This is a genomic window from Streptomyces sp. NPDC002730, from assembly GCF_042888805.1.
Taxonomy (GTDB): Bacteria; Actinomycetota; Actinomycetes; order Streptomycetales; family Streptomycetaceae; genus Streptomyces.
Map to the genome: position 1 here is coordinate 176,164 of NZ_JBIAQG010000003.1, position 26,604 is coordinate 202,767.

31 protein-coding genes and 1 pseudogene are annotated in these 26,604 nt (G+C 68.7%); 10 read left to right on the forward strand and 22 right to left on the reverse strand.

From position 1 onward, the window contains the following. Positions 1-7 precede the first annotated feature (7 nt). Both ACFYXH_RS09090 and thpR read left to right on the forward strand, forming a co-directional pair. Positions 8-1,324: an MFS transporter gene (locus tag ACFYXH_RS09090; protein WP_389561441.1), complete on the forward strand. Its 1,317-nt coding sequence runs from the start codon at positions 8-10 to the stop codon at positions 1,322-1,324. A gap of 121 nt (positions 1,325-1,445) precedes the next feature. Continuing rightward, positions 1,446-2,042 (forward strand): RNA 2',3'-cyclic phosphodiesterase, encoded by a 597-nt coding sequence (gene thpR / locus ACFYXH_RS09095; RefSeq protein ID WP_389561442.1) that lies wholly within the window; start codon positions 1,446-1,448, stop codon positions 2,040-2,042. A gap of 172 nt (positions 2,043-2,214) precedes the next feature. On the opposite strand, the gene ACFYXH_RS09100 is transcribed toward thpR, so the two are convergent. The 4 genes from ACFYXH_RS09100 to ACFYXH_RS09115 all read right to left on the reverse strand — a co-directional run bounded on the left by ACFYXH_RS09100 (position 2,215) and on the right by ACFYXH_RS09115 (position 5,155). Next, a complete protein-coding gene (locus tag ACFYXH_RS09100) occupies positions 2,215-3,210 on the reverse strand; it encodes an aldo/keto reductase (RefSeq protein WP_389561443.1) in 996 nt (331 codons plus the stop codon). Positions 3,211-3,261: 51 nt separating this feature from the next. Beyond that, the gene (locus ACFYXH_RS09105; protein WP_385300441.1) at positions 3,262-3,852 is read right to left on the reverse strand and encodes a Uma2 family endonuclease; all 591 of its coding nucleotides are present in this window, start codon (positions 3,850-3,852) and stop codon (positions 3,262-3,264) included. A 139-nt stretch (positions 3,853-3,991) separates the two neighbouring features. After that, entirely contained in the window at positions 3,992-4,582 is a 591-nt protein-coding gene (locus ACFYXH_RS09110; protein WP_389561444.1) for a Uma2 family endonuclease, read from the reverse strand. Positions 4,583-4,675: 93 nt separating this feature from the next. Next, positions 4,676-5,155 carry a MarR family winged helix-turn-helix transcriptional regulator gene (locus ACFYXH_RS09115; RefSeq protein WP_389561819.1) on the reverse strand — a complete coding sequence of 160 codons (480 nt, stop codon included), beginning with the start codon at positions 5,153-5,155 and terminating at the stop codon, positions 4,676-4,678. A gap of 60 nt (positions 5,156-5,215) precedes the next feature. On the opposite strand from ACFYXH_RS09115, the gene ACFYXH_RS09120 reads away from it, so the two are divergent. Continuing rightward, positions 5,216-5,719, forward strand: coding sequence for a carboxymuconolactone decarboxylase family protein (locus ACFYXH_RS09120; RefSeq protein WP_389561445.1), 504 nt, complete (start codon positions 5,216-5,218; stop codon positions 5,717-5,719). A gap of 1,063 nt (positions 5,720-6,782) precedes the next feature. Here the strand turns inward: ACFYXH_RS09120 and ACFYXH_RS09125 are convergent. Next, positions 6,783-7,460: pseudogene (locus ACFYXH_RS09125) on the reverse strand (ice-binding family protein); the annotation flags it as partial. Positions 7,461-7,992: 532 nt separating this feature from the next. On the opposite strand from ACFYXH_RS09125, the gene ACFYXH_RS09130 reads away from it, so the two are divergent. Continuing rightward, the gene (locus ACFYXH_RS09130) at positions 7,993-8,460 is read left to right on the forward strand and encodes a hypothetical protein (protein WP_389561446.1); all 468 of its coding nucleotides are present in this window, start codon (positions 7,993-7,995) and stop codon (positions 8,458-8,460) included. 219 nt (positions 8,461-8,679) lie between these two features. On the opposite strand, the gene ACFYXH_RS09135 is transcribed toward ACFYXH_RS09130, so the two are convergent. The 4 genes from ACFYXH_RS09135 to ACFYXH_RS09150 all read right to left on the reverse strand — a co-directional run bounded on the left by ACFYXH_RS09135 (position 8,680) and on the right by ACFYXH_RS09150 (position 11,457). Then, the gene (locus ACFYXH_RS09135; RefSeq protein WP_389561447.1) at positions 8,680-9,123 is read right to left on the reverse strand and encodes a hypothetical protein; all 444 of its coding nucleotides are present in this window, start codon (positions 9,121-9,123) and stop codon (positions 8,680-8,682) included. Positions 9,124-9,331: 208 nt separating this feature from the next. Next, the gene (locus tag ACFYXH_RS09140) at positions 9,332-9,559 is read right to left on the reverse strand and encodes a DUF397 domain-containing protein (protein WP_389561448.1); all 228 of its coding nucleotides are present in this window, start codon (positions 9,557-9,559) and stop codon (positions 9,332-9,334) included. An 83-nt stretch (positions 9,560-9,642) separates the two neighbouring features. Beyond that, positions 9,643-10,056: a hypothetical protein gene (locus ACFYXH_RS09145; protein ID WP_389561449.1), complete on the reverse strand. Its 414-nt coding sequence runs from the start codon at positions 10,054-10,056 to the stop codon at positions 9,643-9,645. Positions 10,057-10,506: 450 nt separating this feature from the next. Continuing rightward, positions 10,507-11,457, reverse strand: coding sequence for a cupin domain-containing protein (locus tag ACFYXH_RS09150; protein ID WP_389561450.1), 951 nt, complete (start codon positions 11,455-11,457; stop codon positions 10,507-10,509). Between the two features lie 143 nt (positions 11,458-11,600). Here ACFYXH_RS09150 and ACFYXH_RS09155 point away from each other — a divergent pair, with 143 nt between their 5' ends. Beyond that, positions 11,601-12,485, forward strand: a complete 885-nt coding sequence (locus ACFYXH_RS09155; RefSeq protein ID WP_389561820.1) for an MBL fold metallo-hydrolase — start codon at positions 11,601-11,603, stop codon at positions 12,483-12,485. Here the strand turns inward: ACFYXH_RS09155 and ACFYXH_RS09160 are convergent. Then, positions 12,460-12,708, reverse strand: a complete 249-nt coding sequence (locus ACFYXH_RS09160; protein WP_389561451.1) for a DUF397 domain-containing protein — start codon at positions 12,706-12,708, stop codon at positions 12,460-12,462. The genes ACFYXH_RS09155 and ACFYXH_RS09160 overlap by 26 nt on opposite strands. Beyond that, the gene (locus tag ACFYXH_RS09165) at positions 12,705-13,514 is read right to left on the reverse strand and encodes a helix-turn-helix domain-containing protein (RefSeq protein ID WP_389561452.1); all 810 of its coding nucleotides are present in this window, start codon (positions 13,512-13,514) and stop codon (positions 12,705-12,707) included. Before ACFYXH_RS09165 ends, ACFYXH_RS09160 begins: the two co-directional genes overlap by 4 nt. 83 nt (positions 13,515-13,597) lie before the next feature. Here ACFYXH_RS09165 and ACFYXH_RS09170 point away from each other — a divergent pair, with 83 nt between their 5' ends. From ACFYXH_RS09170 to ACFYXH_RS09180, 3 genes are all read left to right on the forward strand, one after another. Next, the gene (locus tag ACFYXH_RS09170) at positions 13,598-13,996 is read left to right on the forward strand and encodes a hypothetical protein (RefSeq protein ID WP_389561453.1); all 399 of its coding nucleotides are present in this window, start codon (positions 13,598-13,600) and stop codon (positions 13,994-13,996) included. A 117-nt stretch (positions 13,997-14,113) separates the two neighbouring features. Beyond that, positions 14,114-15,022: a hypothetical protein gene (locus tag ACFYXH_RS09175; protein ID WP_389561454.1), complete on the forward strand. Its 909-nt coding sequence runs from the start codon at positions 14,114-14,116 to the stop codon at positions 15,020-15,022. 55 nt (positions 15,023-15,077) lie between these two features. After that, positions 15,078-15,380: a hypothetical protein gene (locus ACFYXH_RS09180; RefSeq protein ID WP_389561455.1), complete on the forward strand. Its 303-nt coding sequence runs from the start codon at positions 15,078-15,080 to the stop codon at positions 15,378-15,380. Here the strand turns inward: ACFYXH_RS09180 and ACFYXH_RS09185 are convergent. Then, positions 15,361-16,071: a GDSL-type esterase/lipase family protein gene (locus ACFYXH_RS09185; protein ID WP_389561456.1), complete on the reverse strand. Its 711-nt coding sequence runs from the start codon at positions 16,069-16,071 to the stop codon at positions 15,361-15,363. The genes ACFYXH_RS09180 and ACFYXH_RS09185 overlap by 20 nt on opposite strands. A 178-nt stretch (positions 16,072-16,249) precedes the next feature. On the opposite strand from ACFYXH_RS09185, the gene ACFYXH_RS09190 reads away from it, so the two are divergent. After that, on the forward strand, positions 16,250-17,233 hold the full coding sequence (locus tag ACFYXH_RS09190) for a WD40 repeat domain-containing protein (protein ID WP_389561457.1): 984 nt from the start codon (positions 16,250-16,252) through the stop codon (positions 17,231-17,233). Between the two features lie 107 nt (positions 17,234-17,340). On the opposite strand, the gene ACFYXH_RS09195 is transcribed toward ACFYXH_RS09190, so the two are convergent. The 3 genes from ACFYXH_RS09195 to ACFYXH_RS09205 all read right to left on the reverse strand — a co-directional run bounded on the left by ACFYXH_RS09195 (position 17,341) and on the right by ACFYXH_RS09205 (position 20,050). Then, a complete protein-coding gene (locus ACFYXH_RS09195; protein ID WP_389561458.1) occupies positions 17,341-17,952 on the reverse strand; it encodes a Uma2 family endonuclease in 612 nt (203 codons plus the stop codon). 272 nt (positions 17,953-18,224) lie between these two features. Continuing rightward, a complete protein-coding gene (serC, locus tag ACFYXH_RS09200) occupies positions 18,225-19,343 on the reverse strand; it encodes a phosphoserine transaminase (RefSeq protein ID WP_362681723.1) in 1,119 nt (372 codons plus the stop codon). Between the two features lie 95 nt (positions 19,344-19,438). Continuing rightward, positions 19,439-20,050, reverse strand: coding sequence for an ATP/GTP-binding protein (locus tag ACFYXH_RS09205; protein ID WP_389561459.1), 612 nt, complete (start codon positions 20,048-20,050; stop codon positions 19,439-19,441). A 220-nt stretch (positions 20,051-20,270) separates the two neighbouring features. On the opposite strand from ACFYXH_RS09205, the gene ACFYXH_RS09210 reads away from it, so the two are divergent. Beyond that, complete coding sequence (locus tag ACFYXH_RS09210) at positions 20,271-23,123, forward strand: FAD-binding and (Fe-S)-binding domain-containing protein (RefSeq protein WP_389561460.1); 2,853 nt, start codon at positions 20,271-20,273, stop codon at positions 23,121-23,123. A gap of 4 nt (positions 23,124-23,127) precedes the next feature. Here the strand turns inward: ACFYXH_RS09210 and ACFYXH_RS09215 are convergent, their stop codons facing one another. The 7 genes from ACFYXH_RS09215 to ACFYXH_RS09245 form a co-directional block, all read right to left on the reverse strand. Further along, positions 23,128-23,547, reverse strand: a complete 420-nt coding sequence (locus ACFYXH_RS09215) for a pyridoxamine 5'-phosphate oxidase family protein (protein ID WP_389561461.1) — start codon at positions 23,545-23,547, stop codon at positions 23,128-23,130. Positions 23,548-23,783: 236 nt separating this feature from the next. Next, the gene (locus ACFYXH_RS09220) at positions 23,784-24,278 is read right to left on the reverse strand and encodes a hypothetical protein (protein WP_389561462.1); all 495 of its coding nucleotides are present in this window, start codon (positions 24,276-24,278) and stop codon (positions 23,784-23,786) included. 71 nt (positions 24,279-24,349) lie between these two features. Next, entirely contained in the window at positions 24,350-24,583 is a 234-nt protein-coding gene (locus ACFYXH_RS09225) for a DUF397 domain-containing protein (RefSeq protein WP_389561463.1), read from the reverse strand. Between the two features lie 84 nt (positions 24,584-24,667). After that, positions 24,668-24,823, reverse strand: coding sequence for a hypothetical protein (locus tag ACFYXH_RS09230; RefSeq protein ID WP_389561464.1), 156 nt, complete (start codon positions 24,821-24,823; stop codon positions 24,668-24,670). 194 nt (positions 24,824-25,017) lie between these two features. Further along, on the reverse strand, positions 25,018-25,875 hold the full coding sequence (locus ACFYXH_RS09235) for a helix-turn-helix domain-containing protein (protein WP_389561465.1): 858 nt from the start codon (positions 25,873-25,875) through the stop codon (positions 25,018-25,020). Continuing rightward, entirely contained in the window at positions 25,859-26,392 is a 534-nt protein-coding gene (locus tag ACFYXH_RS09240) for a DUF6879 family protein (protein ID WP_389561466.1), read from the reverse strand. Before ACFYXH_RS09240 ends, ACFYXH_RS09235 begins: the two co-directional genes overlap by 17 nt. Then, complete coding sequence (locus tag ACFYXH_RS09245) at positions 26,373-26,588, reverse strand: hypothetical protein (protein WP_389561467.1); 216 nt, start codon at positions 26,586-26,588, stop codon at positions 26,373-26,375. Before ACFYXH_RS09245 ends, ACFYXH_RS09240 begins: the two co-directional genes overlap by 20 nt. Positions 26,589-26,604 lie beyond the last annotated feature (16 nt).

Here is a 26,604-nt window from a genome sequence, read left to right on the forward strand (position 1 = left end):
AACCCTTTTGAGTCCGGGACCCGGAGCAGACTCCGCACCCGCACCAGCCCCTACAACCATGTTCAGCTCGCTGAAGATCCGTAACTACCGGCTCTTCGCCACCGGGCAAGTCGTCTCCAACACCGGCACCTGGATGCAACGCATCGCCCAGGACTGGCTGGTGCTGACCCTGACCGGATCCGCGTCCGCCGTCGGTATCACCATCGCGCTGCAGTTCCTGCCCATGCTGCTCTTCGGCCTCTACGGCGGAGTGCTCGCCGACCGGCTGCCCAAGCGCCGGCTGTTGCTGGCCACCCAGTTCGCGATGGGCCTAACCGGCCTGGCGCTCGCCGTGCTCACGCTCAGCGGCCATGTCCAGGTGTGGCACGTCTATCTCACGGCCTTTGTCATCGGCCTGGTCACCGTCGTCGACAACCCGGCGCGCCAGTCCTTCGTCGCCGAGATGGTCGGCCCGGACCAGCTGGGCAACGCGGTCAGCCTGAACTCCGCGAACTTCCAGTCCGCACGCCTCGTCGGCCCCGCCGTCGCCGGTGTGCTGATCACGGCTGTCGGCAGCGGCTACGCCTTCCTGCTCAACGGTCTGTCCTTCATCGCGCCCATCGCGGGCCTGCTGCTGATGCGCAACAGCGAGCTGCACAAGGTCGAGCGCGCGCCGCGCGGCAAGGGCCAGCTGCGGGAAGGACTGAAGTACGTCGCGGGCCGGCCCGAACTCATCTGGCCGATCGTCCTCGTCGGCTTCATCGGCACCTTCGGCTTCAACTTCCCGATCTGGCTCTCGGCCTTCGTCAACAACGTCTACCACTCCGGCGCAAGTACGTACGGCCTGCTCAACACCCTGATGGCGGCCGGCTCCCTGGCGGGCGCGCTACTCGCGGCCCGGCGCCGTACCTCGCGGCTGCGGGTGCTGGTCGGCGCGGCCGTGCTCTTCGGTGTCCTGGAGATCGTGACCGCGTTCGCGCCGCAGTTCTGGATCTTCGCGGTGCTGATGGTGCCGATCGGGATGTTCGGCCTCACGGTCAACGTCACGGCCAATTCCAGCATCCAGATGGCGACGGAACCGGCCATGCGAGGCCGCGTGATGAGCCTGTTCATGATGGTCTTCGTGGGCGGTACGCCACTGGGCGCGCCCCTGGTCGGCTGGGTCACCGACACGTACGGACCGCGGATCGGCTTCGCGGCGGGCGGCACGGTGGCGCTGGTCGCCGCGATCGGAGTCGGCGTGATGCTCGCCCGTGTGGGCGGGCTGCGCCTCAAAATAGATCTGCGGCCGGGGCGCCGGCATCTGGAGTTCGTACCGAGGGAGCAGCTGGCGACAGCCGCCTGACCTCAACCTGTCGGGCGGCCTGCGCGGGCCGTCGGACTGCCTGACCGGGACCTGTCGGGCGGCCTGACCGGAACCCGTCGGGCTGCCCGACCCGGACCGTCGGGGCTGACAGACTCGGGTCATGAGACTCTTCGCCGCCGTACTGCCGCCCGCCCCGGCAGTCGGCGAACTCGCTCTCGCCGTCGACCGGTTGAGGTCCCTCCCCGCCGCTGACCGGCTGCGCTGGACCGGCCGGGAAAGCTGGCACTTCACGCTCGCCTTCATGGGTGAGGTGGAGGACGCGCTGCTGCCCGAGCTGGATGAGCGGCTCGGGCGGGCCGCCCGCAGGACCCACCCGTTCGCCCTGCGCCTCCACGGCGGCGGGCGGTTCGGGCAGCGGGCCCTGTGGGTCGGGGCCGCCGGCGGCCTGGAGGAGATGCGCCTGCTCGCGGAACGCGCCGACGCTGCGGCGCGGCGGGCCGGGATCGGCATGGAGGAGCACCGCCGCTATCAGGCCCACCTCACGATCGCCCGCAGCCGCGACGAGGCCGATCTGCGTCCGTACGTCGAGGGGCTGGACACCTTCGAGGGCACGCCCTGGGAGGTGGCCGAGCTCGCGCTCGTACGCAGCAATCTGCCGGTCAGCGGCGTACAGGGCGAGCAGCCGCGGTACGAGACGGTGGGCCGCTGGCCGCTGGGTGGCGGGACGGGGTCAAGTCCACCCGAACGGGCGAGTTAACCTCGTTCCGTGAATCCCAAGACCAGAAACCAGATCATGGCCGGTGTGCTTGTGCTGATGTTCGCGATCGTCGCCGTGGCGGCCGTGGTCGGTCAGTAGCCTCTGGGGCGTGCCGCGGGCGGCGGGACTTCTGGAAACACGCCCCAAGCCTGACCGACCACGCCTGCGCCCGTCACCAGGCGAAGGCCTCCGGCGAGGGCCCCGGCCCCGGGAAGATCTCGTCCAGCGCGGACAGCAGTTCCTCGCTCAGCTCCAGCTCGACGGCGTGCAGCGCGGAGGCCAGCTGGTCCGCCGTACGCGGGCCGACGATGGGCCCGGTGACTCCCGGCCGGCTGAGCAGCCAGGCCAGCGCCACCTCGCCGGGCTCAAGGCCGTGCTTGTCGAGCAGGTCCTCGTACGCCTGGATCTGCGCACGCACCTCGGTGTTGGCGAGCGCGTCCGCCGAGCGTCCGGACGCGCTGCGCCCCGCCCCGCCCTCGCGCTCCTTCCGGATCACACCGCCGAGCAGCCCGCCGTGCAGCGGCGACCAGGGGATGACCCCGAGGCCGTACTCCTGCGCGGCCGGGATGACCTCCATCTCGGCGCGGCGCTCGGCGAGGTTGTACAGGCACTGCTCGCTGACCAGCCCGTACGAGCCGAGGCGGCGGGCCGTCTCATTGGTCTGGGCGATCCGCCACCCGGGGAAGTTGGACGAGCCCGCGTAAATGATCTTGCCCTGCTGGATCAGGGTGTCGATCGCCTGCCAGGTCTCCTCGACCGGCGTGCGGCGGTCGATGTGATGGAACTGGTAGATGTCGATGTGGTCGGTCCGCAGCCGCTTGAGGCTCGCCTCGACCGCGCGGCGGATGTTGAGTGCGGAGAGCCGGTCGTAGTTGGGCCAGGCGTCGCCCTCGGGGCCCATGTTCGCGTAGACCTTGGTGGCGAGGACGACCTTGTCGCGACGGTCGCCGCCCTTGGCGATCCAGCTGCCGATGATCTCCTCGGTGCGGCCCTTGTTCTCGCCCCACCCGTAGACATTGGCGGTGTCGAAGAGATTGATGCCTGCGCCGAGCGCGGCGTCCATGATCGTGTGGCTGTCGGCCTCGTCGGTCTGCGGCCCGAAGTTCATCGTCCCGAGGACGAGTCGGCTGACCTTGAGTCCGGTACGTCCGAGTTGTGTGTACTTCATGGGTACCAAGCCAACGCCTTGGAGCACGCTCCAGGCAAGGATGGCCGCTGGTCAGTCGCGGGGGAATTCGTCGGTCGTGAGGGTGAGTCCTACGGGAGTGCCGGTCAGGTCGAGCGGTGCGCCGAAGCCGACGGTCAGCTCGCTGAGGTAGTCCCCCTCCTTGGGCTGGGTGTGGAGATGGGACCTGCCTGTGTACGGGTCCACGATGAGGTAGACGGGGACGCCTGCGTCGGCGTAGGCAGCCTTTTTGGGGCCGTAGTCATTGGTGGCGGTGTTCTTGGAGATGACCTCGGCTACGAACTCGATGTCCTGGTAGCGCCAACGCCCGTTCTGATCCTTCACCGATCGTTCTGCCATCGCTGCCACATCACAGGCGAAGCCGTTGAGATGCCCGGGGAAGTCGATGCGTACGTCGGCTGCCAGCCGATTCCGGGGGTATGCGGCATTCAGTTGCTGGGCGATGTCGAAGATGATTTCCCAGTGGGTCTGCCGTTGCGGCGACATGAAGATGTTCCCCCCGACGATCTCTACCTTGAATCCCTCGGGGACGGGCATCTTCTCGAGCCACTCGAACATCCGGTCCAAGCTGAGCTCGTCGCTGCTGTCGGCCATCTCGATCCTGTCGGTCTCTACGACGGTCATCGTGGCGCTCCTCCCCGCTGCCGCTCGATCGCATGCAGCCGCCAGTACAACGATACGCACGGTGACCGGGACACGCCGGTGTCGAGAACTCGTCACACGCCGCCGAACCAGCCCAACGGCACGAGGCGGTACGTCGGGGTCAGTCGCGGGGGAATTTCTCGGTGGGGAGGGTGAGGCCGAGGGGTGTGCTGGTGAGGTCGACCGGCTGCCCGAAAGCGGCCTTCGTCTCGGTCATGTAGTCCCCGTCCTTGGGCTGGGTGTGGAGGAGACACTTACCGGTGTACGGGTCAACGATCAAGAAGACGGGGACTTCGGCGACGGCGTAGGCGATCTTCTTGGGGCCGTAGTCGTTGAGGGCGGTGCCCTTGGAAATCACCTCGGCGATGAACTCCACGTCCTCGAAGCGCCAGCGGCCTCGGCTGTCCGGCACCGCTCCGTCGCGGAGCTTTGCCACGTCAGGGCAGAAGCCGTTCTCCGGGCCGGGGAAATCGATGCGCACGTCCGACAGCACCTCGACATCCATGCCGAACTTGTCTTCCAGTGCACTGACGATCCTGCGGATGATCTGCCAATGGGCGTTCCGCTGCGGCGACATGAAGACGCTTCCCCCGACGATCTCAACCTTGAATCCTTCGGGGACGGGCATCTGCTCAAGCCTCTCGAACCACTCGTCCAAGCGCTCGGCGTTGTCGTCGGCCATGTCGATCCTGCCGCTCTCTACGACGGTCATCGTGGCGCTCCTCCCCGCTGCAGCGGGGTCGCATGCAGCCGCGCAGTACAACGATACGCACGGTGACCGGGACACGCCGGTGTCGAGAAGACGTCACGCGCCGCCGAACCAGCCCGCGGCGTCGAGCCGGAACGCCTCCGCCGGGACGACCGTACGCAGCGCCTCCTCCATCTCGACCACGCGCCGCGCGCCCAGCGTGCGGGCCCACTCCGCGCGCAGTTCGTCGAAGATCGCGGCCGAACGGGTCAGCGCGTCGATGCCGTGCGGGGTGAGGCGGACGAGCTTGCGGCGGGCGTCGGCGGGGTCGTCGGCGCGTACGGCATAGCCGAGTGCCACGAGCCGGTCGACCGTCTTGCCGGCCGCCTGCTTGGAGACGCCGAGCCGCCGTCCGATCTCGCTCGCGGTCGCGCCGCCCGCGCCGATCGCCTGCATGGCGAAGCCGTGCGCGGGCCGGACGTCCGGGTGGCCCTGCTCGGCCAGCTCGGCGTGGAGCCGGTCGATCAGGGATCTGAACCCGGCGAAGAGGAGCAGGGGCAGCTCGTAACCCGGCGTGTCGGCAAGGCCGTTGCGCATTTCGACAACCTGGTTTACCTTTTTATCGTCAACCACGTTGTCGATTATAGGAGCCACCACATGTTCACCGAACACACCCTGGAATCGGCTCCGGCCGCGTCGCGCCGTTCCATGGAGTCGACCATCAAGCACCTTGGCCATCTGCCGTCCGCGGTCGCCAAGCTCGCCGCGTCACCGCACCTGCTGGACGGCTTCCTGAAGCTCAGCGCCATGTTCGAGCAGACGACCTTGGAGCCGGTCGCGCGCGAGGTGGTCGTCATGACGGTCGCGACGCGCAACGAGTGTCATGTGTGCGTCGCCATGCACACCGGCAAGCTGCGGTCGCTGGGCGCGGAGGAGGAGTTGATCGCCGCACTGTGCGAGCAGAAGCCGCTCGACGACGAACGGCTTGAAGGGGTGCGGCAGTTCGCGCTGGAGGTACTGCGTACGGCAGGGGGCGTGGGCGACGAGGAACTGGGGGCGTTCCTGGCGCAGGGCTATACGGAGCAGAACGCGCTGGAGGTGGTGATGGGCATCGGGACGTACACGATGTCGACGTTCGCGAACCGGCTGACGCGGGCGTAGTGGGGTGACGGCCTCTCCCGTCTCGACCCCTGACGACAGCGCCCCCGTCCACGGGTGAACTTGTCCGTGGACGGGGGCGGACGGTAGCGATGTGCACTACCGGTCGGTTGCTTGAACTGCCTTGCTACCCGTCATGACTGCCTGATCGGGTGTCGGGGGTGCGCTTCTTGGTACGGCGCATGCCCAGGCCGCCCGCGATGAGCAGCGCTGCCCCCATGCCCGCCATTGAAGCGTGAAGGTCGCCTGAGCCGGTGTCCGCCAGATGATCGGGGCCCTTTGAGTCGTGGGGATGTGTCGGCTTGTGGGGTCCGGTTTCATGTGGTTTGCCCGGCTTGGAGTGGCCGTCGTGCGGACGGCCCGTTCCAGGCTTGCCGGTCGGTTTGGGCGGCTTCGTAGTTCCGGGGGGACTGGTTGGGGGACCAGTCGGACCGGGTCCTCCGGGTGGTTCTGCCGGCGCGCCGCTCGGTCCGGTCGGGCCCGTAGGTCCAGCGGGGCCGCTGGGGCCGGATGGGCCGGCGGATCCGGGTACTCCGCTTGGTCCGGTGGGGCCGGGGGATCCGGGTACTCCGCTTGGTCCGGTGGGGCCGGGGGATCCGGGTACTCCGCTTGGTCCGGTGGGGCCGGCGGGGCCAGATGGGCCGATGGATCCGGGTGCGCCGCTTGGTCCGCTGGGGCCGGCGGGGCCAGATGGGCCGATGGATCCGGGTGCGCCGCTTGGTCCGCTGGGGCCGGCGGGGCCGGGAATTCCGGGCGTGCCGCTTGGTCCGCTGGGGCCGGCGGGGCCGGGAATTCCGGGTGCGCCGCTTGGTCCGCTCGGTCCGGGGGATCCGGGTGCGCCGCTTGGTCCGGTGGAGCCCGGTGCGCCGCTTGGTCCGCTCGGTCCGGGGGATCCGGGTGCGCCGCTTGGTCCGGTGGAGCCCGGTGCGCCGCTTGGTCCGCTCGGTCCGGCGGGGCCGCTGGGTCCCGGCGCCCCTGACGGCCCGATGATGCAGCTCGGCCGGAGGACCACGTCGTTCAGGAGCGTCACCTCGGCGTTCCGTGCGAGTAGCCGGCCCTCGACCCTGGCGTTGGCGCCCACCGTGATCGAGGTCAGCGCCATGATCGTGCCCTGGAAGGACGCATTTGTCATCAGGCTCGCCGTGATGCCGACCTGCCAGAAGACGTTGCACGGCTGAGCGCCATTGATGAGCGCGATGGTGCTGTTGGTGCTGATGTTCAGCGACGATCCGACCTGGAAGAGGAAGACCGCGTTGGGATCCCCCTGGGCGTCGAGCGTAAGCGTCCCGGTGACGCCGAGCGTGCTCGTGGATTTGTAGGTGCCCGGGATGAGGGTCTGGCCACCGAGGTCTCCTGCCACGGGGGTGCTCGGGATTTGCCCCGCGGCGTTGTCGTATGCGTCGGTCAGGTCGAGCTGCGCCTGGGCTGCGGCTGCGGCCGTGTAAATCGAGCCGTTCACGATTCCGGGTGGGAAGCCACCGACCATGGTTCCCGGGCTGACGCCCACATCCCCGTGGATGTAGGTGGGGCCGCTGTTGGTGACCTCCGAGCCGGCCAGCACCCCGAAGCTTGCGGCGGCTCCCAGGCCCGGTGCGGTAGCCGCGCGTGCGCTGGTCGCCATTGTCAGGACTGCCGCCGAACAGAGCAGGGCCAGCCCGAGAAGAAACGCGATCGTCGCCGTCAGTCGTTGAAGGTGTGGTCTTCGGAAATCGGTGGTACGGGCACCATTGATTGCCATGCACATCGCCTTCCGCTTACTCGGTGTCGTCGTGAACCCGGGCGTGCGAACGCAACGTTGCGCTTCGCGGGTGTCCGCTGTCGGTTCGAGGGCGACATGGGGGGACGAACGGCCGCGGAAGTCCACGAGAAAGCAGGTGAGGATGCGGCCGTCCTTGGTGCAAGGACATGGACCGGGCTCGCGACCCGGTCCGGGTCAGCACGCACCATGAGATCACCCGGTAGCAGTGCTTCTTGGGAGGCAAACGGGTGGTTTCGCCGGTGAGCGTGGGCGAACCCCACTCGCGTGGGTCTGTCAGAACGCGGCCGGATCTGGCCGGTGCATGTCAACAGTCACCGCGATCGGCCTTGCTATCTCAGGGAGCCCGTGCCCCAATGCAATTGTCACTGACTGCCCATCAGGCCCATCTTTTGCCGGCGCGGGGATCGAGCCCCTGGGTAACCCCCCACCCCACACCCCCCACCCCACGGATCCCGCGAGCCCGCGCAGTGGCAGTCGGCGACGCCAGCCCGTAACCCCCACATGAAGGCGGGACCCCATGAAGCACGGCAGACTCGGATTCGGCGTATTAGTGAGCACCGGCGTACTGGCCGCAGGCGCGCTCGTGATGGCACCAGCCGCGAACGCGGTGACGCCGGACACCGCCACCATCTCGTTCGACTGCGGATCGTTCGGCTCGGGCACGGCGACGCTCACCGCCACTCAGGACGGGACGGCCGCGACCATCAGCCTGTCCACCTCGGCCATCAAATCACCCATCGACATCGGAGCGAACTCGGTCAAGTCGACGCTCACGCTGACCAAGAACGGCTCCGGAACATCGACGTTCACCGGTAATTCCAACCCGGCGATCCCCGCCGGGGGCGATGTGTCCACCGGGCCGCTCACCGGAACGGTCGCCTCGGGAGACAGCCTGGAGGCCAAGTCGCTGCAGGTCGTCGTCTTCGGCATCACCGCGACCTGCAACGCCACTTCGGCGCAGGCTCCCGGTCCGTTCGTGTTCTGACCGCCGGGTGTCGGCTCGGGGCGGCGTCACGTACTCGCGTGGACACTGTCGCGAAATGATGGGCCCTGCTGCGTCCCGTCGCAATCAGGCGGCGGGACGCAGTGCTTCGAGGCGAGAGATTCCCGTCGACAAACGCCCGGGGCCGCAGGTGGCGTCGCCTTGTGTTCGACCTGTCCGCGCCGGCCGGGTCGGCGTGGCGTCACGCCCAACCGGGGAGCCTCACTTCACCTTGGCCTCGCACATCTTGTTCGACTTGCCGCCCTGGTTGTCCGAGACCTTCTTCCCGTCAACGGTGATGACGCAGGCCGCGGGGTGCAGCATGCCGTCGGAGCCGGTCACGGAGCCGGGGACGACGGAAACGGAAGTGCCGATCCTCTTCTCGGCGTCGGTCGTCAAGGTGATCGTCGCCGTCTTCTTCCAGGGCAGCGTCACCTTCTCCATCTTGTTGGTGTCGAGGTTGTAGTAGACCTGTGAGGTGCCGGTACCAAGGACTTCGAGGGTGACCTCGTGCTTGACCTCGCCGCTCCCGGCCTCAGATTGCGACTTCCCGCTCGCGTCCGCCTTCGCGGACTTGTCGGTGGTCGCCGGGCCGTCGTCGCCGCCGCATCCCGTCAGCAGAGCCGTGGCCAGGACCAGAGCCGAACCAGTGATGATCTTGCGCATGCTTCCCCCTTGCGAATGAGTAAGTGATCTTAATTCTGAGTGCGGTTGCCAGGCGCGCCGGGTCCGTTCTCCAGCCTCGTAGGCGTACTCGAGAAGACACCCGCCTCTGTCCGGCCCTGCATCGGGTCCTGGCTCAGAAGGCGACGATTTGCGAGCGTGAGGGCGAGGGGAGGGGGCGACGACAACCGTGCTACCTGGGCCAACCGGCCTACCTGACAGCCTCGATGAAGGCGGTCCAGGCGGTGGGGGAGAGGGCGAGGGCGGGGCGGGTGGTGTCCTTGGAGTCACGGACATGGATGGTGGCGGGGCAGGTGGCCACCTCGACGCACTCGCCCTGGTCGCCGCTGTAGCTGCTCTTGAACCAGTCGACGGCGACTTCGACGCACTCGTCCTGGTCGCCGCTGCTGTAGCTGCTCTTGAAGGGTTGCAGCAGCATCGCGGTCCGCGTAAGGACGGCGTGGCCGTGCGGCCGCGGCTCGCGCGTCCGCACGGCTTGACTCGGGCAGCGGCCGGGGAGCGTCAGGACTTGGCGGTGATGGTCGAGCCGCAGTCGAAGCGGCTGGTGCTGCCATTGACCGTGTTGCCGAGACAGACGGTGAGCTTGACCGTGCGGTCCTCGACGAGGTTGCCGTGCGTGTAGTTGGTGCAGTTGCCGGCATTCGGCGTGAAGTACCGCTCGAAGCTGCCGGTGTACGGCACGTCGTTGGGGCCCGCGTACCAGGTGGCAGTGATCTTCAGCCAGACGCCCAGGCCGTCCGACTTGGTGTCGCAGGCTCTGAACGTGTCACCGTCGTCCGTAAACGTTCCGTACGCGGTTCCGGAGGTGTGCGCGTAGGCGTACCAGGTGCTCGCGGCCTCGGCGCTGGAGACGTTGCCGAGGGCGATCGCGGCGGCGGCGCCGGCGACTGCGGCGACGCGGCTGAGCTTGCGCATGGTGTGGAGCCTTTCTGCAGGCGTTGTGATCGCGCCAGCGTAGTTCCGTCGGCCGATCTACAACAGACCCTTTCTGTAAAGGCAGTTGGCGACCGATTGCCCGTACGGGGGGTGACGATGCCGCGGCTGGATTTGGCCGTGCCGGTGCCGGTGCCGGTGCCGGTCACGGCTCATGGGACCGGCCTTGTGTTCTTGAGGTGTGCATGCCGCAGTGCCAGCAGTCGCTGACTGCCCATCAGGCCCGGGGTCCCCCGTTCGGCTCCGACACCGCAACGCTCGTGTCCACCTCGGCCATCACCTCGCTTATCGACCTCTCGGCGAACTCCGTCAAATCCACCCTCACGCTCACCAAGAACGGCTCGGACACGGCGACGTTCACCGGCAACGCCAACCCCGCGATTCCCCGGCCCGTTCGTCTTCTGACGGCCGGGTACGGACCGCGAGGCGGCGTCACCCACTCACCGGTGACGCCGCTTGCGCACGAAATCGCCCCGGCGTCGTGCCGAACTGTCGGCTGAAGGCATGGGAGAGGGCATACGGCGAGCCGTAGCCGACCTGACGGGCGATGATGTCCAGCGGCTCCTGGGTGTCGCGTAGCAGGGCGGCCGCACGGGTCAGCCGCCACCATCCCAGGTAGGCCATCGGCGGGCGGCCGACCAGGGTGGTGAACCGGCGCGCGAGAGTGGCCCGGGATACGCCTACCTGCGCGGCGAGTTGATCATTGCCCCACTGCTGGGCTGGATCCTCGTGCAGCAGGCGCAGCGCCCCGGCCACCACCGGGTCGTTCAGCGCCGCGGGCCAGCCGCTGGCGCTGTAGGCGCCGTCCGTCATCCAGGCCCGCACCATGTAGACGAGCAGCAGGTCGAGCAGCCCGGGGACGACCACGCCCGTGCCGGGGCGGTGGGCGCCGATCTCCCGGCCGAGCAGGTCGATCGCCGCGCGCAGTTCCGGGTGGCTGCCGACGCGGTTCGGCAGATGGACGATGTCCGGCAGCTCCGCCATCAGGGGGTGCGTATGGCTGCGGTCGAGCCGGTACTTGCCGCACAGCAGCTCCGCCGCGCCAGGTGCGTCCGCGGGCGGTGGTGGAGGCGCGGCCATCCGCAGTCCGTGTCCGTCGACCCAGCGCTCGAAGGGGACCGCCGCCTCGAGCACGCGCCGGTCGGCGGGGCTGTCGGCGAGCACATGGCCCGCGCCGTGCGGCAGGAGCACCACATCGCCCGTGCCGAGGGAGACCGCTGAGCCGCGGTCGGGCTGCAGCCAGCAGCTGCCTTCCAGTACGACGTGGAAGCCTGCTCCGTCGTACGCGTCGAAGCGGGAACACCAAGTTCCGGCTATCCGGACCCGGTTGGACGAGGGGCGCCCGATGCGGACGGCCGAGATCGCGTCACTGACGACATCCATCGCGCCAGCGTAGCGATACGCACCACCGCTGAGTCGTGCGCGTATCCGATTGAGCAGCACAGGCATTGAGCCGCTCATCATGCCCTTCCTAGGCTCGACCGGGACAGAGCAGCCGATGAGAGGTGGCGACCGTGGACCGCATCATGATGGGTGACGTCGAGGTCATCAGGGTCAGGGAGTTGCAGGGGCCGTTCGGCCCCACCCGGGCAATTGTCCCGGACTGCCCGGGGGAGGTCTGGAGCGACAACAAGGAGTGGATGGCGCCGGAGTTCTGGGAGCCGGACAGTGACAGCTTCGTCGCCACGGTGCAGACATGGGTGCTGCGCAGCGAGGGGAAGACGGTGCTGGTCGACACGGGGGTCGGCAACGGCCGGCAGCGGCCCGGTGCCCCGCCGTTCGACAACCTGAAGACGGACTTCCTGAGTCGGTTGGACCAGGCCGGAGTGCGGCCGGAGGAGGTCGACGTCGTGGTCAACACGCACATTCACGCGGATCACGTCGGCTGGAACACCCTCGAGCAGGACGGCGAGTGGGTGCCCGCCTTCCCGAACGCAAGCTACCTGCTTCCGGCGGCCGACAACGCTCACTTCGGCCCGGACGGCTCCGGAAGTGGTCCCGAGCGCCGGGAGATCGAGCGGCTGGTGTTCGCCGACAGCATCGAGCCGGTGCACCGCTCCGGCCAGGCGGTGCTGTGGGAGGGTACCCACCGCATCGACGCCAACCTCACGCTCGAGTCCGCGCACGGCCATACGCCGGGCTCGGCAGTGCTGAGGCTGGCGTCCGGGAGCGACCGGGCGGTGTTCGTCGGCGATCTGCTGCACAGCCCGGTGCAGATCCTCGAACCGTCCTGCAACAGCTGCTTCGACGAAGACGCGGAGCGCGCGGCGGCGAGCAGGAGGAGCGTCCTCGAACGCGCTGCGGACGAGGGGGAGTTGGTGGTCCCTGCGCACTTCGGGGGAGCGGGCGCGGTGGAGGTCCGTCGCGACGGGTCCAAGTTTGCGATCACCGGGTGGGCGGCGTACGCCTGACGGTCTCGATGAGGGCGGTCCAGGCGGTGGGGGAGAGGGTGAGGGCGGGGCGGGTGGTGTCCTTGGAGTCACGGACATGGATGGTGGCGGGGCAGGTGGCCACCTCGACGCACTCGCCCTCACTACCGCTGTAGCTACTCTTGAACCAGTCGACGGCGACTTCGACGCATTCGCCTTCGCCGTCGCTGTAGCTGCTCTTGAACCAGTTGAGGGTCGAACTCATAGTCCCTGTGCCACCTGTTCGATCAGTGTCGCGGACTCTGCTGGATCGAGGGCCTGCGCCCGCAGGATGCCATATTTACCGAACATGTCTCCCAGGTCCGGGTGTTCGCTTACGAAATACCCGCCTCGATGTCCCTCTACATAGGCGAGCTGACGGCGCTCGGCTGTTTCCAGCAAAATCATGGGCCCTGCAAGCCCGGCGTGGGCCTGCCTGTCGTGGGGCATGACCTGGATCTCGACATGTCGCAGACGTCCTACATCGAGGATGTGATGCAACTGCTCCTTGAGAACCGGCGGGCCGCCAAGGGGGCGGGTGAGCGTGCTCTGCTCCAGCACGTAGCTGACATTTGGCGGCGGCCTGCGATGGAAGAGCTGCTGGCGCTCCAGCCGTGCCGCCACCCGCTTCTCGATCTCGTCATCGTCGAGTGTCGGATAGCAGTTGCAGTAGCAGACGGCCCGAGCGTACGCCTCGGTCTGGAGTAGGCCAGGGATCAAATGACTCTGGTACGTGTGGAGGGCGGCCGCTTTCTGTTCCTCGACCAGGAAGTCCTCGGTCCATTGCCTGAGTCCACTGGCCTTGAACTCCTTCTCCGCCACGACGACCAGTGCACCTTGTGCACCCAGCACCTCGTCCGCGTACGGCACGAACTTGCCCCTCGGCTGCCGCTCTCCCCGTTCCACCATCGCCACCTGGGACTTGGAGAATCCGATGCGCCCGGCCAACGCCTCCTGCGAGAAGTCGGCCCGCTCGCGGTGGAAGCGCAGTAACGCGCCGAACGACCTCGAACCTCGTTCACTGGAGTGCACAACGTCCTCCCCGAGTGCACAGACCTGCACGACCGTCGTGTGGTGCTGGTCACATTGAACCCCGGCGCGGAATCGTCTCCTTCATGAACCGAGAAAGTGCCCCCACCTGGGTGCCTGCATCCGGACACGCCCTGCGCCACGCGGGCATCCACTTCGACGCCGTACGCATCGCGGGCATGCTGGCCGAGCAAGTGGCTTACGAACTCATGCAGTTCACGGATTTCCGCGCCGGGCCAATCGTCCGGGAGGCCACGGGTGAGCGGAACATGTACTTCCTGCTGCCCCCGCAGTCCGTCTCCGCGTACACCTGGCCGGCGGGCGCGCGGGCGCTCAGTCGGTACGGGCGCAGTGCCGCGTTCATCGGGGTGCCGGCGTTCGACGGGCTGACGTGGCCGCTGGACTGGCGGTCCCGCCCGTCAATCGAAGCTCCGTTCGTAGAGCCGGAGTTGTTGCACGAGACGGTCATGTGTGCTGTACGGTGATCGGGTCATCACGCTCCGTGAAACGGGGCGGTCCCCGGCGGTGCGCCAACACCAGTCCGAGGACCTTCACCACGGTGGAACGCGTTCCACCACCACGAGTGGAAAGCGGTCCACGCGATGCTCAGGCATGCTATCGCGCCCCTTCGGCGCTTCACGAAGGCTTCGCACGACGTCGTACGCCATCCAGGGCTGAGCAGCGACGCGAAGATCCTCCTCCTGTACGTACAGGGTCTCCCCGAGGGTGAGCCGGCGAGGCCTCTCGGCGAACACGCGGCAAAGTTGGGTATGAAGACCCGCGCCTACCAGCGGGCGAAGGAACTCCTCGAAGCCTGCGGGTATTTGCACGTCTGGCGGTGGCAGGGCGAAGGCGGACGCTGGTCCACGGACCAACTCCTCTCGAACGTCACCCTCACGCGTGAGGAGGCGTCCCGGCTCCGGAACGGGGCCCCACCCGAGGAGCCGCCGAACGAGCGGCCCCCGACGGTCGGTGAACCGGACGAACGGATCGTCGGCACTCCTCCCAAAGAAGAACGGGAGAAGAACCTTCCCCACCCACCCTCCGAAGACCCGGACGCTCCCGCTCCCGAAGGCGAGCCGGAGGCCGAACTTGCGGCTGCCGAGAGGGTGTTGCTGTCGCTGCGCCACTCCAACCGGCAACTCCTCATCGGTGTACGGGAGGCGCGAGGGCTGGCGGACGCGGCGGCGGAATGGCTGCGACGAGGCATCCCGGCGGCCGAGCTGCGGCACGCCCTGACGACGGGCCTCCCGGCAGACGGCATCCGCTCGGCGGTGGGCTTCCTCCGCTTCCGGCTGCTCCACAAGCTCCCGGCCGCCCCTGAGGCCGCTGCTCCCACACCGCACGGGCTGGTGATCTGCGAGGGGCCGGGGGAGGACCATGTCTTCCGCCCGGTGGGGGACGAGACCCGCTGCGGCCCGTGCCGCCTCGGCCCGGCCTCCCGTCCCCGGCCACCGGCCAGAGCGGTGTCCTGGCGGACACTCCTGCAGGAAGGCGTCCCTGGTGCGTAGCGCGCCCTACGCTGCTGCCGTAGCCCGCCAGACAGTCCAGAAGAGGGGTAGGGGCATGGCGACATGGAGCGACATCCTGGTGGAGGCCCGGCAGGACCTCGGCTTCACGGGGGACATGGTTCCGCGCAACCTCCAGGGGATCCGTGCGGCCCTGAAGCCCGAACGGCTCCCTGACCTGGACCGTGAGCTGGCCACGCTGTCCGAAGGGCCGGACTTCGTGGCGTTCCTCGACGCCTGGTGGTCGCAGGCTCTCGTCGACAGCGCGTCCGGCACGGAGGACAAGGAGCGGGCGCTCGACTTCGCGGATCTCGCGATTGCCTTGCGTGTCAGGGGCGCGGTCAAACCCCTGACGCGCTGACGCCGGCCGCCACGGCCCCGTACCGCCCGCCCAGCCCCCACGCCTCGTGCAACGCCCCCGCGAACGCCGCCGCCAGTTTGTGTTCGCCCGTCGGGCCCGGGTGCGTACCGTCGTACGTGTCCGTGTCGAGGGCGTACGACTCCGGGGGCGACGCCAGCAGAATCGGCGAGGCCGCGGTGTCCAGGTCCGCGACCGCCTTCGCCAGGAGTTCGTTGAAGCGGGCGCACTCCGCCGCGAACGGGGCGTCCGACCGGGCCCGTATGTTCGGGATGACCGGCAACAGGACCATCCGCACATGCGGGTTGGCCGCGCGGGCCTCGGCGATGAACTGGCGGGCGTTCAGGGCGGTTTGGGTGCTGTCCGTGTAGAAGCCGAGGTCTATCAGGCCGAGCGAGACCAGCAGGATGTCGGCCTTCTCCGCCGTGACCGTCTCCCGGATCAGCGGAGCCATGTGCAGCCAGCCTTCGCCCCAGCCGGACAGGTGGCGGCGGGCCTCGGCGGGGAAGGCGGGGTCGGCGTACGCGTACGACACCGGCGCGTTCGCCACCGTGTCGTACAGCTCGGTCCGCGGGCCGACGATCTCGTGCGGGCCGTCGAAGGATGTGCTGAGGTGCTGCCACATGCGGTAGCGCCAGCTGTAGTCGCCGGCGCGTCCGATGGTCATGGAGTCGCCGACGAACATGAAACGCATGGGGGTCATCATGTCGGATCAAGCCGCGCATCTGCGATGTGAGGCTGGCCACGGCGGCAAGGGCGACAACGGCGGCCATGGCGGCCATGGCGGCCACGGCGACAACGGGCGGCGGCAAGGGCGAGGCCGTCGGCGGCGCGAGCTGATCATGTCGGCGCGAGATGGCAGGCTGGGGGGCATGCGTTCGTTTCCGTACGTCACCGGGTCCGCCGCCATCGGGGTTGCCTCCGCCGTCGTGCTGCTCGCCGCAGGCCCCGCCGCCTCCGACGACTCCGGCTTCACGATCAAGGACCCGAGGATCACGGAGTCCAGCGGGCTCGCGGCCAGTCGCGCGCACCCCGGGATCTACTGGACGCACAACGACCAGGACGAGCCGCGCGTCTTCGCTGTCGACTCAAAGACCGGCGAGACCGTCGCGACGGTCACTCTGGAGGGGGTCGGGAAGCCCCGCGACATGGAGGCCATCTCGGTCGGGCCCGACGGGAACGTGTACGTGGGCGACATCGGCGACAACCTCAACGGCAGCTGGGACCACGTCTGGATCTACAAGTTCCCCGAGCCCAAGGCCCTCAAGGACATGACCGTCCGGGCGACGCAGTACACCGTCAAGTACGCGGACGGCGCCCGCAACGCCGAGGCGCTGATGGTCCATCCCAAGACCGGCCGGGTCTACATCGCATCGAAGAACGACGGCGGCGGCGGACTGTACGAGGGCCCCGCCACACTCACCGCCTCCGGGACCAATGTCTTCCGGCGGATCGGGGAGGTGCCGTGGGTGACGGACGGGGCCTTCTCGCCCGACGGCAAGGAGCTGGTGCTGCGCTCGTACTTCAGCGCGCGCGGATACGTGTGGAAGGACGGCAAGCTCGGCGCGGACCACCGGGTGAGCGCGCCGCTTCAGGGGCAGGCCGAGTCGGTCACGTACACGCTGGACGGGAAAGCGCTGATGTTCGGCTCGGAGGGGAAGCAGAGCGGGGTGGAGCGGGTCCCGACCGGCAAGGACTCCGCTTCGGACGGAGACAGCAAGTCGCCGTCCAAGGGCGGGAGTTCGGCCGCCGGAAGCGATGGCGGCAACAAGAGGACCGTCACGTACGGGCTGATCGTCCTCGCCGGCGCCACCGCGCTTGTTCTCGGCGTAAAGCGTCTGCTGCGGCGCGGCTGACCGTCGTGCCTCCCGATGACGCTGACGCCCGACCGGTGCCACGAATGGTCACTCGCCGAGCGGGCGTACCTCGGGCGGCCGTCATCACTGAGCCGCTAGGCGCGGTGTCAGCTGTGTCGCTCGCCGGCCTGCAGGAGAGCTGCCACGTCGAGCTTGACCTCGGCGCCGATCGACCCGGGGAGGGCGATCTGCTCGCCCGCTGCGTGGATGCGGTGTGTGTCGTAGTCGTTGGCGATGGGGTCCGTCAGGACATGGACGCGATTGTGCTTGCGGTCGACGATCACGTAGGCCGGGATCTTGGCCTCGGCGTAGGCGGTGACCTTGTTGCGCAGATCCTGCTGGTAGTTGCTGGAGGTGACTTCCAACACCAGCCGGAAGACGGCCGGGTCGTAGCAGTTGTTCTCGACGAGGTGCTCTTCGAAGTCGGAATCGACGACGGCGAGGTCCGGGATGGCGTAGTCATCCGGACCTCCCGGCAGCCAGAGGCCGACCGCCTGGAGCACCTTTGACTCCTCGCCGTGCAGACCTGCGGCGAGGAAGGGGATCATGAGGTCGGTCAAAGCCCTTGCATGGGCACCGTCCGGTGGTGGGGCCACGGTGAGGACGCCTCCGATGATCTCGACGCGGTAGCCGGGGTGCTGCTCCGCGAGACGGTTGGCCGTCTCGAGCAGTGTCTCCGGCTCGCCGTCACAGGGGTGCTCGGCTGCTGCGGCAGACATGCGGGCCTCCTGGTGGCTGGTGTCGAGACCATCATCGTAGGCCGGTGGACGACCGTGTGTCCGGTGCGCGGCCCGTCACTCGCACGTGTGAGTGCACGCCGTACAGGTGACACGATGCCCGTCGCGCCCGGCGCCACAGCAGACCGCAGACGAGCCCTCCTGGACAGCGAGGGAGGGCAGCACGCCCGCGGTGGCCCATCCGGGGCCGAGTGCGCACGGACGAGGGGCCCGGACGCGACACGCGCCCGGGCCCCTCGTCGTACAGCCTTCGGTTACAGCTTCTCGATCACGTAGTCGATGCACGCCGTCAGCGCCTCGACGTCCGCCGGGTCGATCGCCGGGAACATCGCCACGCGCAGCTGGTTGCGGCCCAGCTTGCGGTACGGCTCGGTGTCGACGATGCCGTTGGCGCGCAGCGCCTTCGCGACCGCCGCCGCGTCGATCTCGTCCGCGAAATCGATCGTGCCGATGACCTGCGAGCGCTTCGCCGGGTCGATGACGAACGGCGTCGCGTACTTGGACGCCTCGGCCCAGCCGTACAGCGTCCGCGAGGACGTCGCCGTGCGCCGGACCGACCAGTCCAGGCCGCCCTGGCTGTTCAGCCAGGTCAGCTGCTCGTTCAGGAGGAAGAGCGTGGCCAGCGCCGGAGTGTTGTACGTCTGGTTCTTCAGCGAGTTGTCGATCGCCGTCGGGAGGCTGAAGAACTCCGGGACATGGCGGCCCGAGTCGTGGATACGGGCGGCGCGCTCGAGTGCGGCCGGGGAGAAGACACCGATCCACAGGCCGCCGTCGGAGGCGAAGGACTTCTGCGGGGCGAAGTAGTAGACATCCGTCTCGGCGATGTCGACCGGCAGGCCGCCCGCGCCGGAGGTGGCGTCGACCAGGACCAGCGAACCCTCGTCCGCGCCCGCGACACGCTTGATCGGGGCCGCGACGCCGGTCGAGGTCTCGTTGTGCGTGAAGGCGTAGACGTCGACACCGGCCTCGGCCTCCGGGTCCGGGTGCGTGCCCGGGTCGGAGGAGATGACGGTCGGCTCGGCCAGCCACGGCGCGAGCTTCGCGGCCTTGGCGAACTTGGAGGAGAACTCGCCGAAGGCGAGGTGCTGCGACTTGTTCTCGATCAGGCCGTACGTCGCGATGTCCCAGAAGGCGGTGGAGCCGCCGTTGCCCAGGATCACCTCGTAGCCCTCGGGGAGCTGGAAGAGGTCACGTACGCCGTCGCGCACCGCGCCGACCAGGTTCTTCACCGGGGCCTGGCGGTGGGACGTACCGAGGAGAGAGGTGCCGGTGGCGGCCAGGGCGTCCAGCGCCTCCGTACGCACCTTGGAGGGGCCCGCGCCGAAACGGCCGTCGGCGGGCTTGATGTCAGCGGGAATCTGGATCTCAGCCACGTTCGGGAGCGTATACCGGTCCGGGGGCAGGACGGATACGCGGTCCGGCGGATGAGACGGCCGTCTCGGCCGCCGGGGCCCCGCTGAGCTGCGCCTCAGTCCTTGTGGGGCAAGGACAGCGCGTGCATGTGCTCGATCAGCGCGATCAGTACGAACTTGCTGGAGGAGTGGTCCCGGGCGTCGAACTCCATCAGCGGTACTTCGGGCCCGAGAGCGAGCGCGTCGCGGATCTGCTCGTCGCTGTGGAACGGGCCGCCGAAGTCGTTCACGGCGACGATGAAGGGCGTGCCGTTGTGCTCAAGACGGTCGATCGCGTACCCGGCGTCGTCGAGGCAGCGGGTGTCGACGAGGACGACCGCGCCGAGCGTGCCGGCGAAGACGCGGTCCCAGAGGAACCAGAAGCGTTCCTGGCCGGGGGCGCCGAAGAGGTACAGGACGCTGTTTTCGTCGATCGTGATCCGGCCGAAGTCGAAGGCGACGGTGGTGTCGGATTTTTTCCGTACGCGAGTCGTGTCGTCGAGGCTGCGGCCGGAGCGGCTCATCACCTCCTCCGTGTGCAGCGGACGGATCTCGCTGACGGAGCGGACCATGGTCGTCTTGCCGACTCCGAAGCCGCCTACGACGACGATCTTCAGAGTGTTGGCGGTCGTCCCGGCGAGCGTGGGGTGGGGCTGCGCCGGAGGGACCGCCCGCGTGACGCGGGTCATCGGATTTCGTCGGTGCCGGTCATCGAGTGTTGCCTTCCGGGGGTGGCGGTGGCAGTAACTGGAGCCGCTTGTTCCTGATCAAGTTGTCGTCACTATAGGAGAGTTGCCGATCGCATTGGGAAGTTCTTGTGGGGTTTCGTTGCGGGCGGTGCGGCGCAGCCTGCGCAGCTGGCACGTTTCCTTCCGGTGTGACGAGAGAGACAGGGGCATCCTGAGACACATGGCTGAACAGCGACAGGGACGGTGGGGCGGCCGGGGCGGGCGGGAGAGCCGGGAGGCGGGCGAACTGGCGCGCGCGCTCACCCGGGCGGTGCGCGGCGAGGTGGACTTCAGCGCGGCCGCGCGGGCGCTGATGACCATGGACGCGTCCAACTACCGGCGTGTGCCGGTCGGCGTCGTCGCGCCGCGCGACGCCGAGGACGTGGCCGCCGCCCTGGAGGTGTGCCGGCGGCACGGGGTGCCGGTGGTGCCGCGCGGCGCCGGGACCTCCATCGCAGGTCAGGCCACCGGCATCGGTGTCGTCCTGGACTTCACCCGCCATATGACGGCGGTGGTGGCGGTGGATGCGGCGGCGCGTACGGCGGTGGTGCAGCCGGGCGTCGTCCTGGACACCCTGCGGGACGCCGTACGGCCGCACGGGCTGACGTTCGGACCCGACCCGTCCACGCACAGCCGCTGCACGCTCGGCGGGATGATCGGCAACAATTCGTGTGGCTCGCACTCGGTGGCGTGGGGAACGACCGCCGACAACGTACGGAATCTGTCCGTGCTCACCTACGGCGGCGCGGAACTGCGGCTCGGGCAGGGCTGGGAGGGCGGGGCGCCGACGGGGCTGCGGGAACTGGTCGACCGGAATCTGGCGCTGCTGCGGACCGGGTTCCCGGACGGGCTGCCGAGGCGTATCTCCGGCTACGCGCTGGACGCTCTGCTGCCCGAGAAGGGCGTAGATCTGGCGCGGGCCTTCTGCGGCAGCGAGGGCACGCTGGGGGTGCTGACAGAGGCGACCGTACGGCTGGTCGAGGCGCCGCGCGCACGGGCGCTCGCCGTGCTCGGCTACGCCGACGAGAGCGCGGCGGCGGATGCGGCCCCGGGCCTGCTGGCGTACCGCCCGCTGACCGTCGAGGGCATGGCCGAGGACCTGGTGCGGGACGTGCGGGGGCTGCCGCGCGGCGGGGCCTGGCTCTTCGTGGAGACGGGCGGCGACACCGCGGCCGAGGCGCGGGCGCGGGCGGACGGCATCGTGCGGGCGGCGGAGGCGCTGGACGGCACGGTGGTGGACGACCCGGCCGGTATGCGGGCGCTGTGGCGGGTGCGGGAGGACGCGGCGGGGACGGCGACCAGGACCGCCGACGGCGGTGAGGCGTGGCCGGGGTGGGAGGACTGCGCGGTGCCGCCGGCCCGGCTGGGCGCGTATCTGCGGGACTTTCGCGCGCTGCTCGCCGAGCACGGTCTGCGCGGTACGCCGTACGGGCACTTCGGGGACGGCTGTATTCATGTCCGTATCGACTTCGACCTGATGAGTGCGGAGGGCGTACGGGCCTTCCGGCGGTTCTCCGAGGAGGTGGCGGAGCTCGTGGTCGCGCACGGCGGCTCGCTGTCGGGGGAGCACGGCGATGGTCAGGCGCGCGCGGAGCTGCTGCCGAAGATGTACGGCGACGAACTGGTCGGCCTCTTCGGCCGGTTCAAGGACCTGTGGGACCCGGCGGGCGGTATGAACCCGGGGATGCTGGCCCGCCCGGACCGCCTCGACGCCAACCTCCGCTTCGAGGTGCTGCCGAAGAAGCCGGTGGAGGTCGCCTTCGGCTATCCGCACGACGGCGGGGACTTCTCGGTGGCGGTGCGACGGTGCGTGGGCGTCGCCAAGTGCCGTGTCGCCGGGCTGAGTTCAGGTACGGATGTGATGTGCCCGTCGTTCCGCGCCACGGGCGAGGAGGCCCACTCGACGCGCGGCCGTGCCCGGCTGCTGCACGAGATGCTCGCGGGCGAGGTCGTCCGTGACGGCTGGCGCTCGGAGGAGGTGCGGGACGCGCTGGATCTGTGTCTCTCCTGCAAGGGCTGCCGGAGCGACTGCCCGGTGGGAGTCGACATGGCCACGTACAAGGCGGAGTTCCTGCACCACCACTACGCGGGCCGGCGGCGGCCGGCCTCGCACTACGCGATGGGGTGGCTGCCGGTGTGGCTGCGGGCGGCGGCGCCGTTCGCGCGGGTGGCCAACGCGGCGGCCGGGGTCCGGCCGCTGGCGGCGCTCGCGAAACGGCTGGGTGGGATCGCGCCGGAGCGCGAGCTGCCGAGGCTCGCGCCGGTGACGTTCCGGCGCTGGCTGCGGGAGCACATGGGTGACCGGACGGCGGTCTTCGCGGCCGGCCGTACGGCCGTGCTGTGGCCGGACACGTTCACCGACCATCTGTCGCCGTCCGTGGGCCGGGCGGCGGTGCAGGTCATGGAGTCGGCGGGCATCGGCATCGCCCTGCCGCCGGGCCGGGTCTGCTGCGGACTGACGTACGTCTCCACGGGCCAGCTCGACCGGGCCCGTACGGTCATGCGCCACACGCTGGACACGGTGGAACCGCTGCTGGAGCTGGGCGTCCCGGTCGTCGTACTGGAACCGAGCTGCGCGGCGGCCCTGAAGACGGATCTGCCGGAGCTCCTGTCCGACGACCCACGGGCGGCCCGCCTGGCCTCGTCCGTACGCACCTTCGCCCAGGCCCTGGAGGAGTGCGCCCCGGACTGGACCCCGCCCCGGATCGACCGCCCGGTGGCGGGCCAGACGCACTGCCACCAGCACGCGGTCCTGGGCGACGCGGCGGACCGCAGGCTTCGCGAACGCGCGGGTCTGGAGGGCGAGTTGAGCGGCGGCTGCTGCGGACTCGCGGGCAACTTCGGCTTCGAGCGGGGCCACTACGAGGTGTCGGTGGCGTGCGCGGAGGACCAACTGCTCCCGGCGGTCCGCGCGGCGGGCGAGTCCGCGGAGGTCCTGGCGGACGGCTTCTCCTGCCGTACGCAACTGGAGCAGGTGGAGGGGCGGCGGGCGCGGCATCTGGCGGAGGTGCTGGCGGAGGGGCTGGACGGCTGACCGATCACCCGATCGCGAGCTCCTCGACCAGCGGAGGGTCCTGGGTGAAGTCGCTGTACCGCACCCGGGTCGGCCGTACCCGCACATGGGTGATGCCGGGCCAGGCGAGCCGGTCCCGGCCGTCGGGATACGCGGCGAAGTAGCACTGCTGAAGGCGTTCGAGCTCGGGGCCGGTGGGGAAGTCCGCGACGCCCTCGATCTGCGCGGTGATCGCGTCGTCCCAGCCGATCACGAGCGCGATGCGGGGGTCGGTACGCAGGTTGAAGCACTTGCGGGTCGTCTCGACGGTGTCGAAGACGATCTCGAGCTCGTCAGTGACCGCGAATCCGACGACCGCGGCCTGGGGTGCTCCGTCCGGGGTTACTGTCGCCTGGACGGCGAGCTTGTACCTGCGAAGGAACCACAACAGCTCGTCGCGCTTCATGGGTCCTGTCTATCAGGGGGGTGGCGGGGTGGCCCGCCGGCTCACTCTTACGCGAGCCGGGCCGGGCCTCAGGTGCCACCAAGCTCGTGCAGAAAGGTGACGCCGCTGGAGGGTGGCTTGGTCCATCGACCGGCCTCACCGCGCGGTGAGGCCGGCGGCGGCGAGCTGTCCCAGGGCATGCCGCAGTACCGCGGCCTCGGCCGGGTCGATCGCGTCGCTCTCACGGTTTCCAGGCCTCACCCTGACGTAGGCGCGACTTGGGGGCGGGGAGCCGGGCAGTCGAGATCGGGTGCGGTGCTGTTGGGGGAGCACGTCACCAAGGCCAACGACAGGAACGCGGGTCGTTCGAGGTAGAAGCCCAGGGACATGTCGCCACCCCAACCAAGACGCTCAGTAGCGGAGTTGATCAGCGCGGTCATGCGAGTGGTGTCTCGGTCCGATGGGGAAGCGAATCGGCGCACATACTCGGTCAGTCGCTCACCGAGCCATTCCGCAGCCCTCTTCGGCTCGTCCCACGTCCCACGGATCAGATCCTGGGGCTTCATGAGCCAGTGGGCCGTCTCGAGGGGCGGCAGATCGGATACGGGGAAGTCGGCGAGGACGTCGCGGTACCGCTGGATCAGCTCCGGCTTGCTGCCGGCGGGGGGAGGCTCGGGGTGTGGGGGACGACGAAGGGCTTCCTGGTCGAACCGCTGCTTCGGACCCGCCCACAGATAGCAGTGATGGTGCAACTGGCACCCCGTTCAGTGTGGTTGGAGGCCTCGGCCCCTGGGGGAAGGGGCCGAGGCCGGCTGGGTGCCCTCTAGGCCGAGAGGCCGAACCGCTCCGGGGCGATCCCCGCGGCGTCCAGCTCGGCCGTGGTGAAGCGCAACGGCTCCATGCCCGGCCGCTTGCTGTCACCCAGCGCCCAGGCGTCCGCGCCGATGCGGGCGAGGGTCACGCAGGCTTCGCCGTCGGGGTGGGTGTTGCCGCCGCACGCCTTGGCGAATGCGGCGCAGTCGATGGCGAGCGCGTAGAGGTCGGTTCCGTTCTGCATGGGCGTGCCTTCCTGATTGTCTGGCGACCACAGGGCGTGGCCGCCCCCCGCCCGTGCCGCGGGCGGAAGCCGGTGGGGCCCGCCTCAGGCGGAGTGGGGGAGCTTGGACACAACGGTGACGCCGGGGCCTTGGGCGATGACATGGGCGTGGAGCAGTGCCTGCAGGGTCGACCGAGAGGCGCCGATGGCGTCGGTCAGCCGTTCGCTCAGCAATTCGGCTTCGGAGGGAAGCAGAACCATTTCCGTGTCCGCCGTGTGCCGACCGTTCTTTGTCAGCCAGATGGGAATGCGAACGTTCCCGTCGTCATTCTTGTAGGCGGGGCGACTTGGAATCGGATCCATCCGCCAACCCCGCTGCGGAGGCTGCTGATTTGGATTCCTCTGTTCGGTCGGCATGGAGTCATTGTTGTACCGATTCCAACTGCCTGGTGGCCTCAGTTGCGTTGTTGCATAAATTCATCGGCGGCGTCTCTCAAGAATGCCGTCGCTGCCGTATCCGTCAGAGCATGGCTGAGGAACAGGTCGAACAGGTCAAGGTGTTGAGAGATGTCCCTGGGGTCACGCAGCACCACCTCCCCGGAGAACAGCTCGACGGTCACCAGGCGGTCGTCGTAGATCACGAAGATGTTCAACGGGATAGCGGGCACCTGGACAACCTGCGGAACAATCGCGATCTCGACGTTCGGCTTCAGCGAAACATCGGCCATGTGCGCGCACTGGGCAGCCATTATCCGTGAGCTTGCCCTGCGCCACCTGACGGCCTGCTCCGTCAGCAAGAACGTGAAGCTCCGGGAAGTGTCGTCCAGGACGGCCTGACGCTCCATGCGCGCCTCAACGGCCCGGCTGACGTCTCTGGACGGCTCGCTGGCAACCGTCCGAGACAGCGTCTGTTCGGCATACTCACGGATGTGCAGCAGCCCAGTCGGGGCGGCAGGGAGGAAATGGCGCATTACCCGGGACGACTGCTCCAGGGCTCGCAACTCAGCCTGCTTGTGGTAAAGGCCGACGCGCGCGTAGGCCCGCCATGACGCGTAGTCGACGTTCGCCCTGCGGGCCAGTACCAGCAGTTCTTGGGTCACTTCCTGCGGCGTTCCGAGAGCAGCCAGAATCCGCTCGACGTCGATCACGCTGGGCAGGGCGCGACCGGTCTCGATGCGGCTGATTTTCGTCTGGCTCATGTTGCAGCGAACCGCCAGGCGCTCACCACTCAGCCCGGCGGCAAGGCGGAGGTCCTTGAGGGCCTCCGCCAAGTTTTTCCGCTCTCTTGCTTGATGCTCAGGCTCGATAGTCACTGAAGGGAACGGAACTCTCTAGGGCCAGGTCGCGCCATGCGAGGTACTGGCTTATGTTGGGGGATTCGATCAACTCCCGGTTGATCTGAGTCCCGTCCGGCCGGTAGTTCAGGTGCACCACCGTCGTCTCGTCGAATATCCAGAAGTCCTGGTCCGGCAGGTCGACCTCCCGTTCCGTCACGTCCACGATCCGGTAGTCCTCCCCGGCCGCGACGTTTCCTGCGATGCCCCACTCGAACAGGTAGCGGCTGTAGTCCGTCAATGGCCTACGAACCAGCTTGGCCCGGGTCATGCTCCGGCCCGCCGCCGCGTGCCCCTGGATCGTCTGGTGCCACGTCGAATTGAAGCCTTCCGGCATGGGCTCACCGGCGAGGAAGTTGCGGAACGTCTCGGCTTCGCCCGGCATTGTGTACACCTGGTGCACCTCAAGCCGGAATGCCGAGCGCTTGAAGTTGCGGAAGTATGCCTTCCACTCGTCGCCGTCGAGCAGCACAGGGCTAGAGCCATCCACGGGCACGTGCGGCCTCCTTCAGGATTTCCTCGGGCAGCAGGACGACGGACTCGCCCTTGGGTGTCCGGTGGGCCACGTCGTAGCCCTGTACCGCGAGCATGTCCGGTCGGTCAGTGGCGAAGACGGTGGGGCAGTCACCGGCATTGCAATTGTCGTCGTCCCCCGTACTGCACGGGCCGCCGGCGATCATGGTTAATTCCATGTGATCCCTTCCCTTA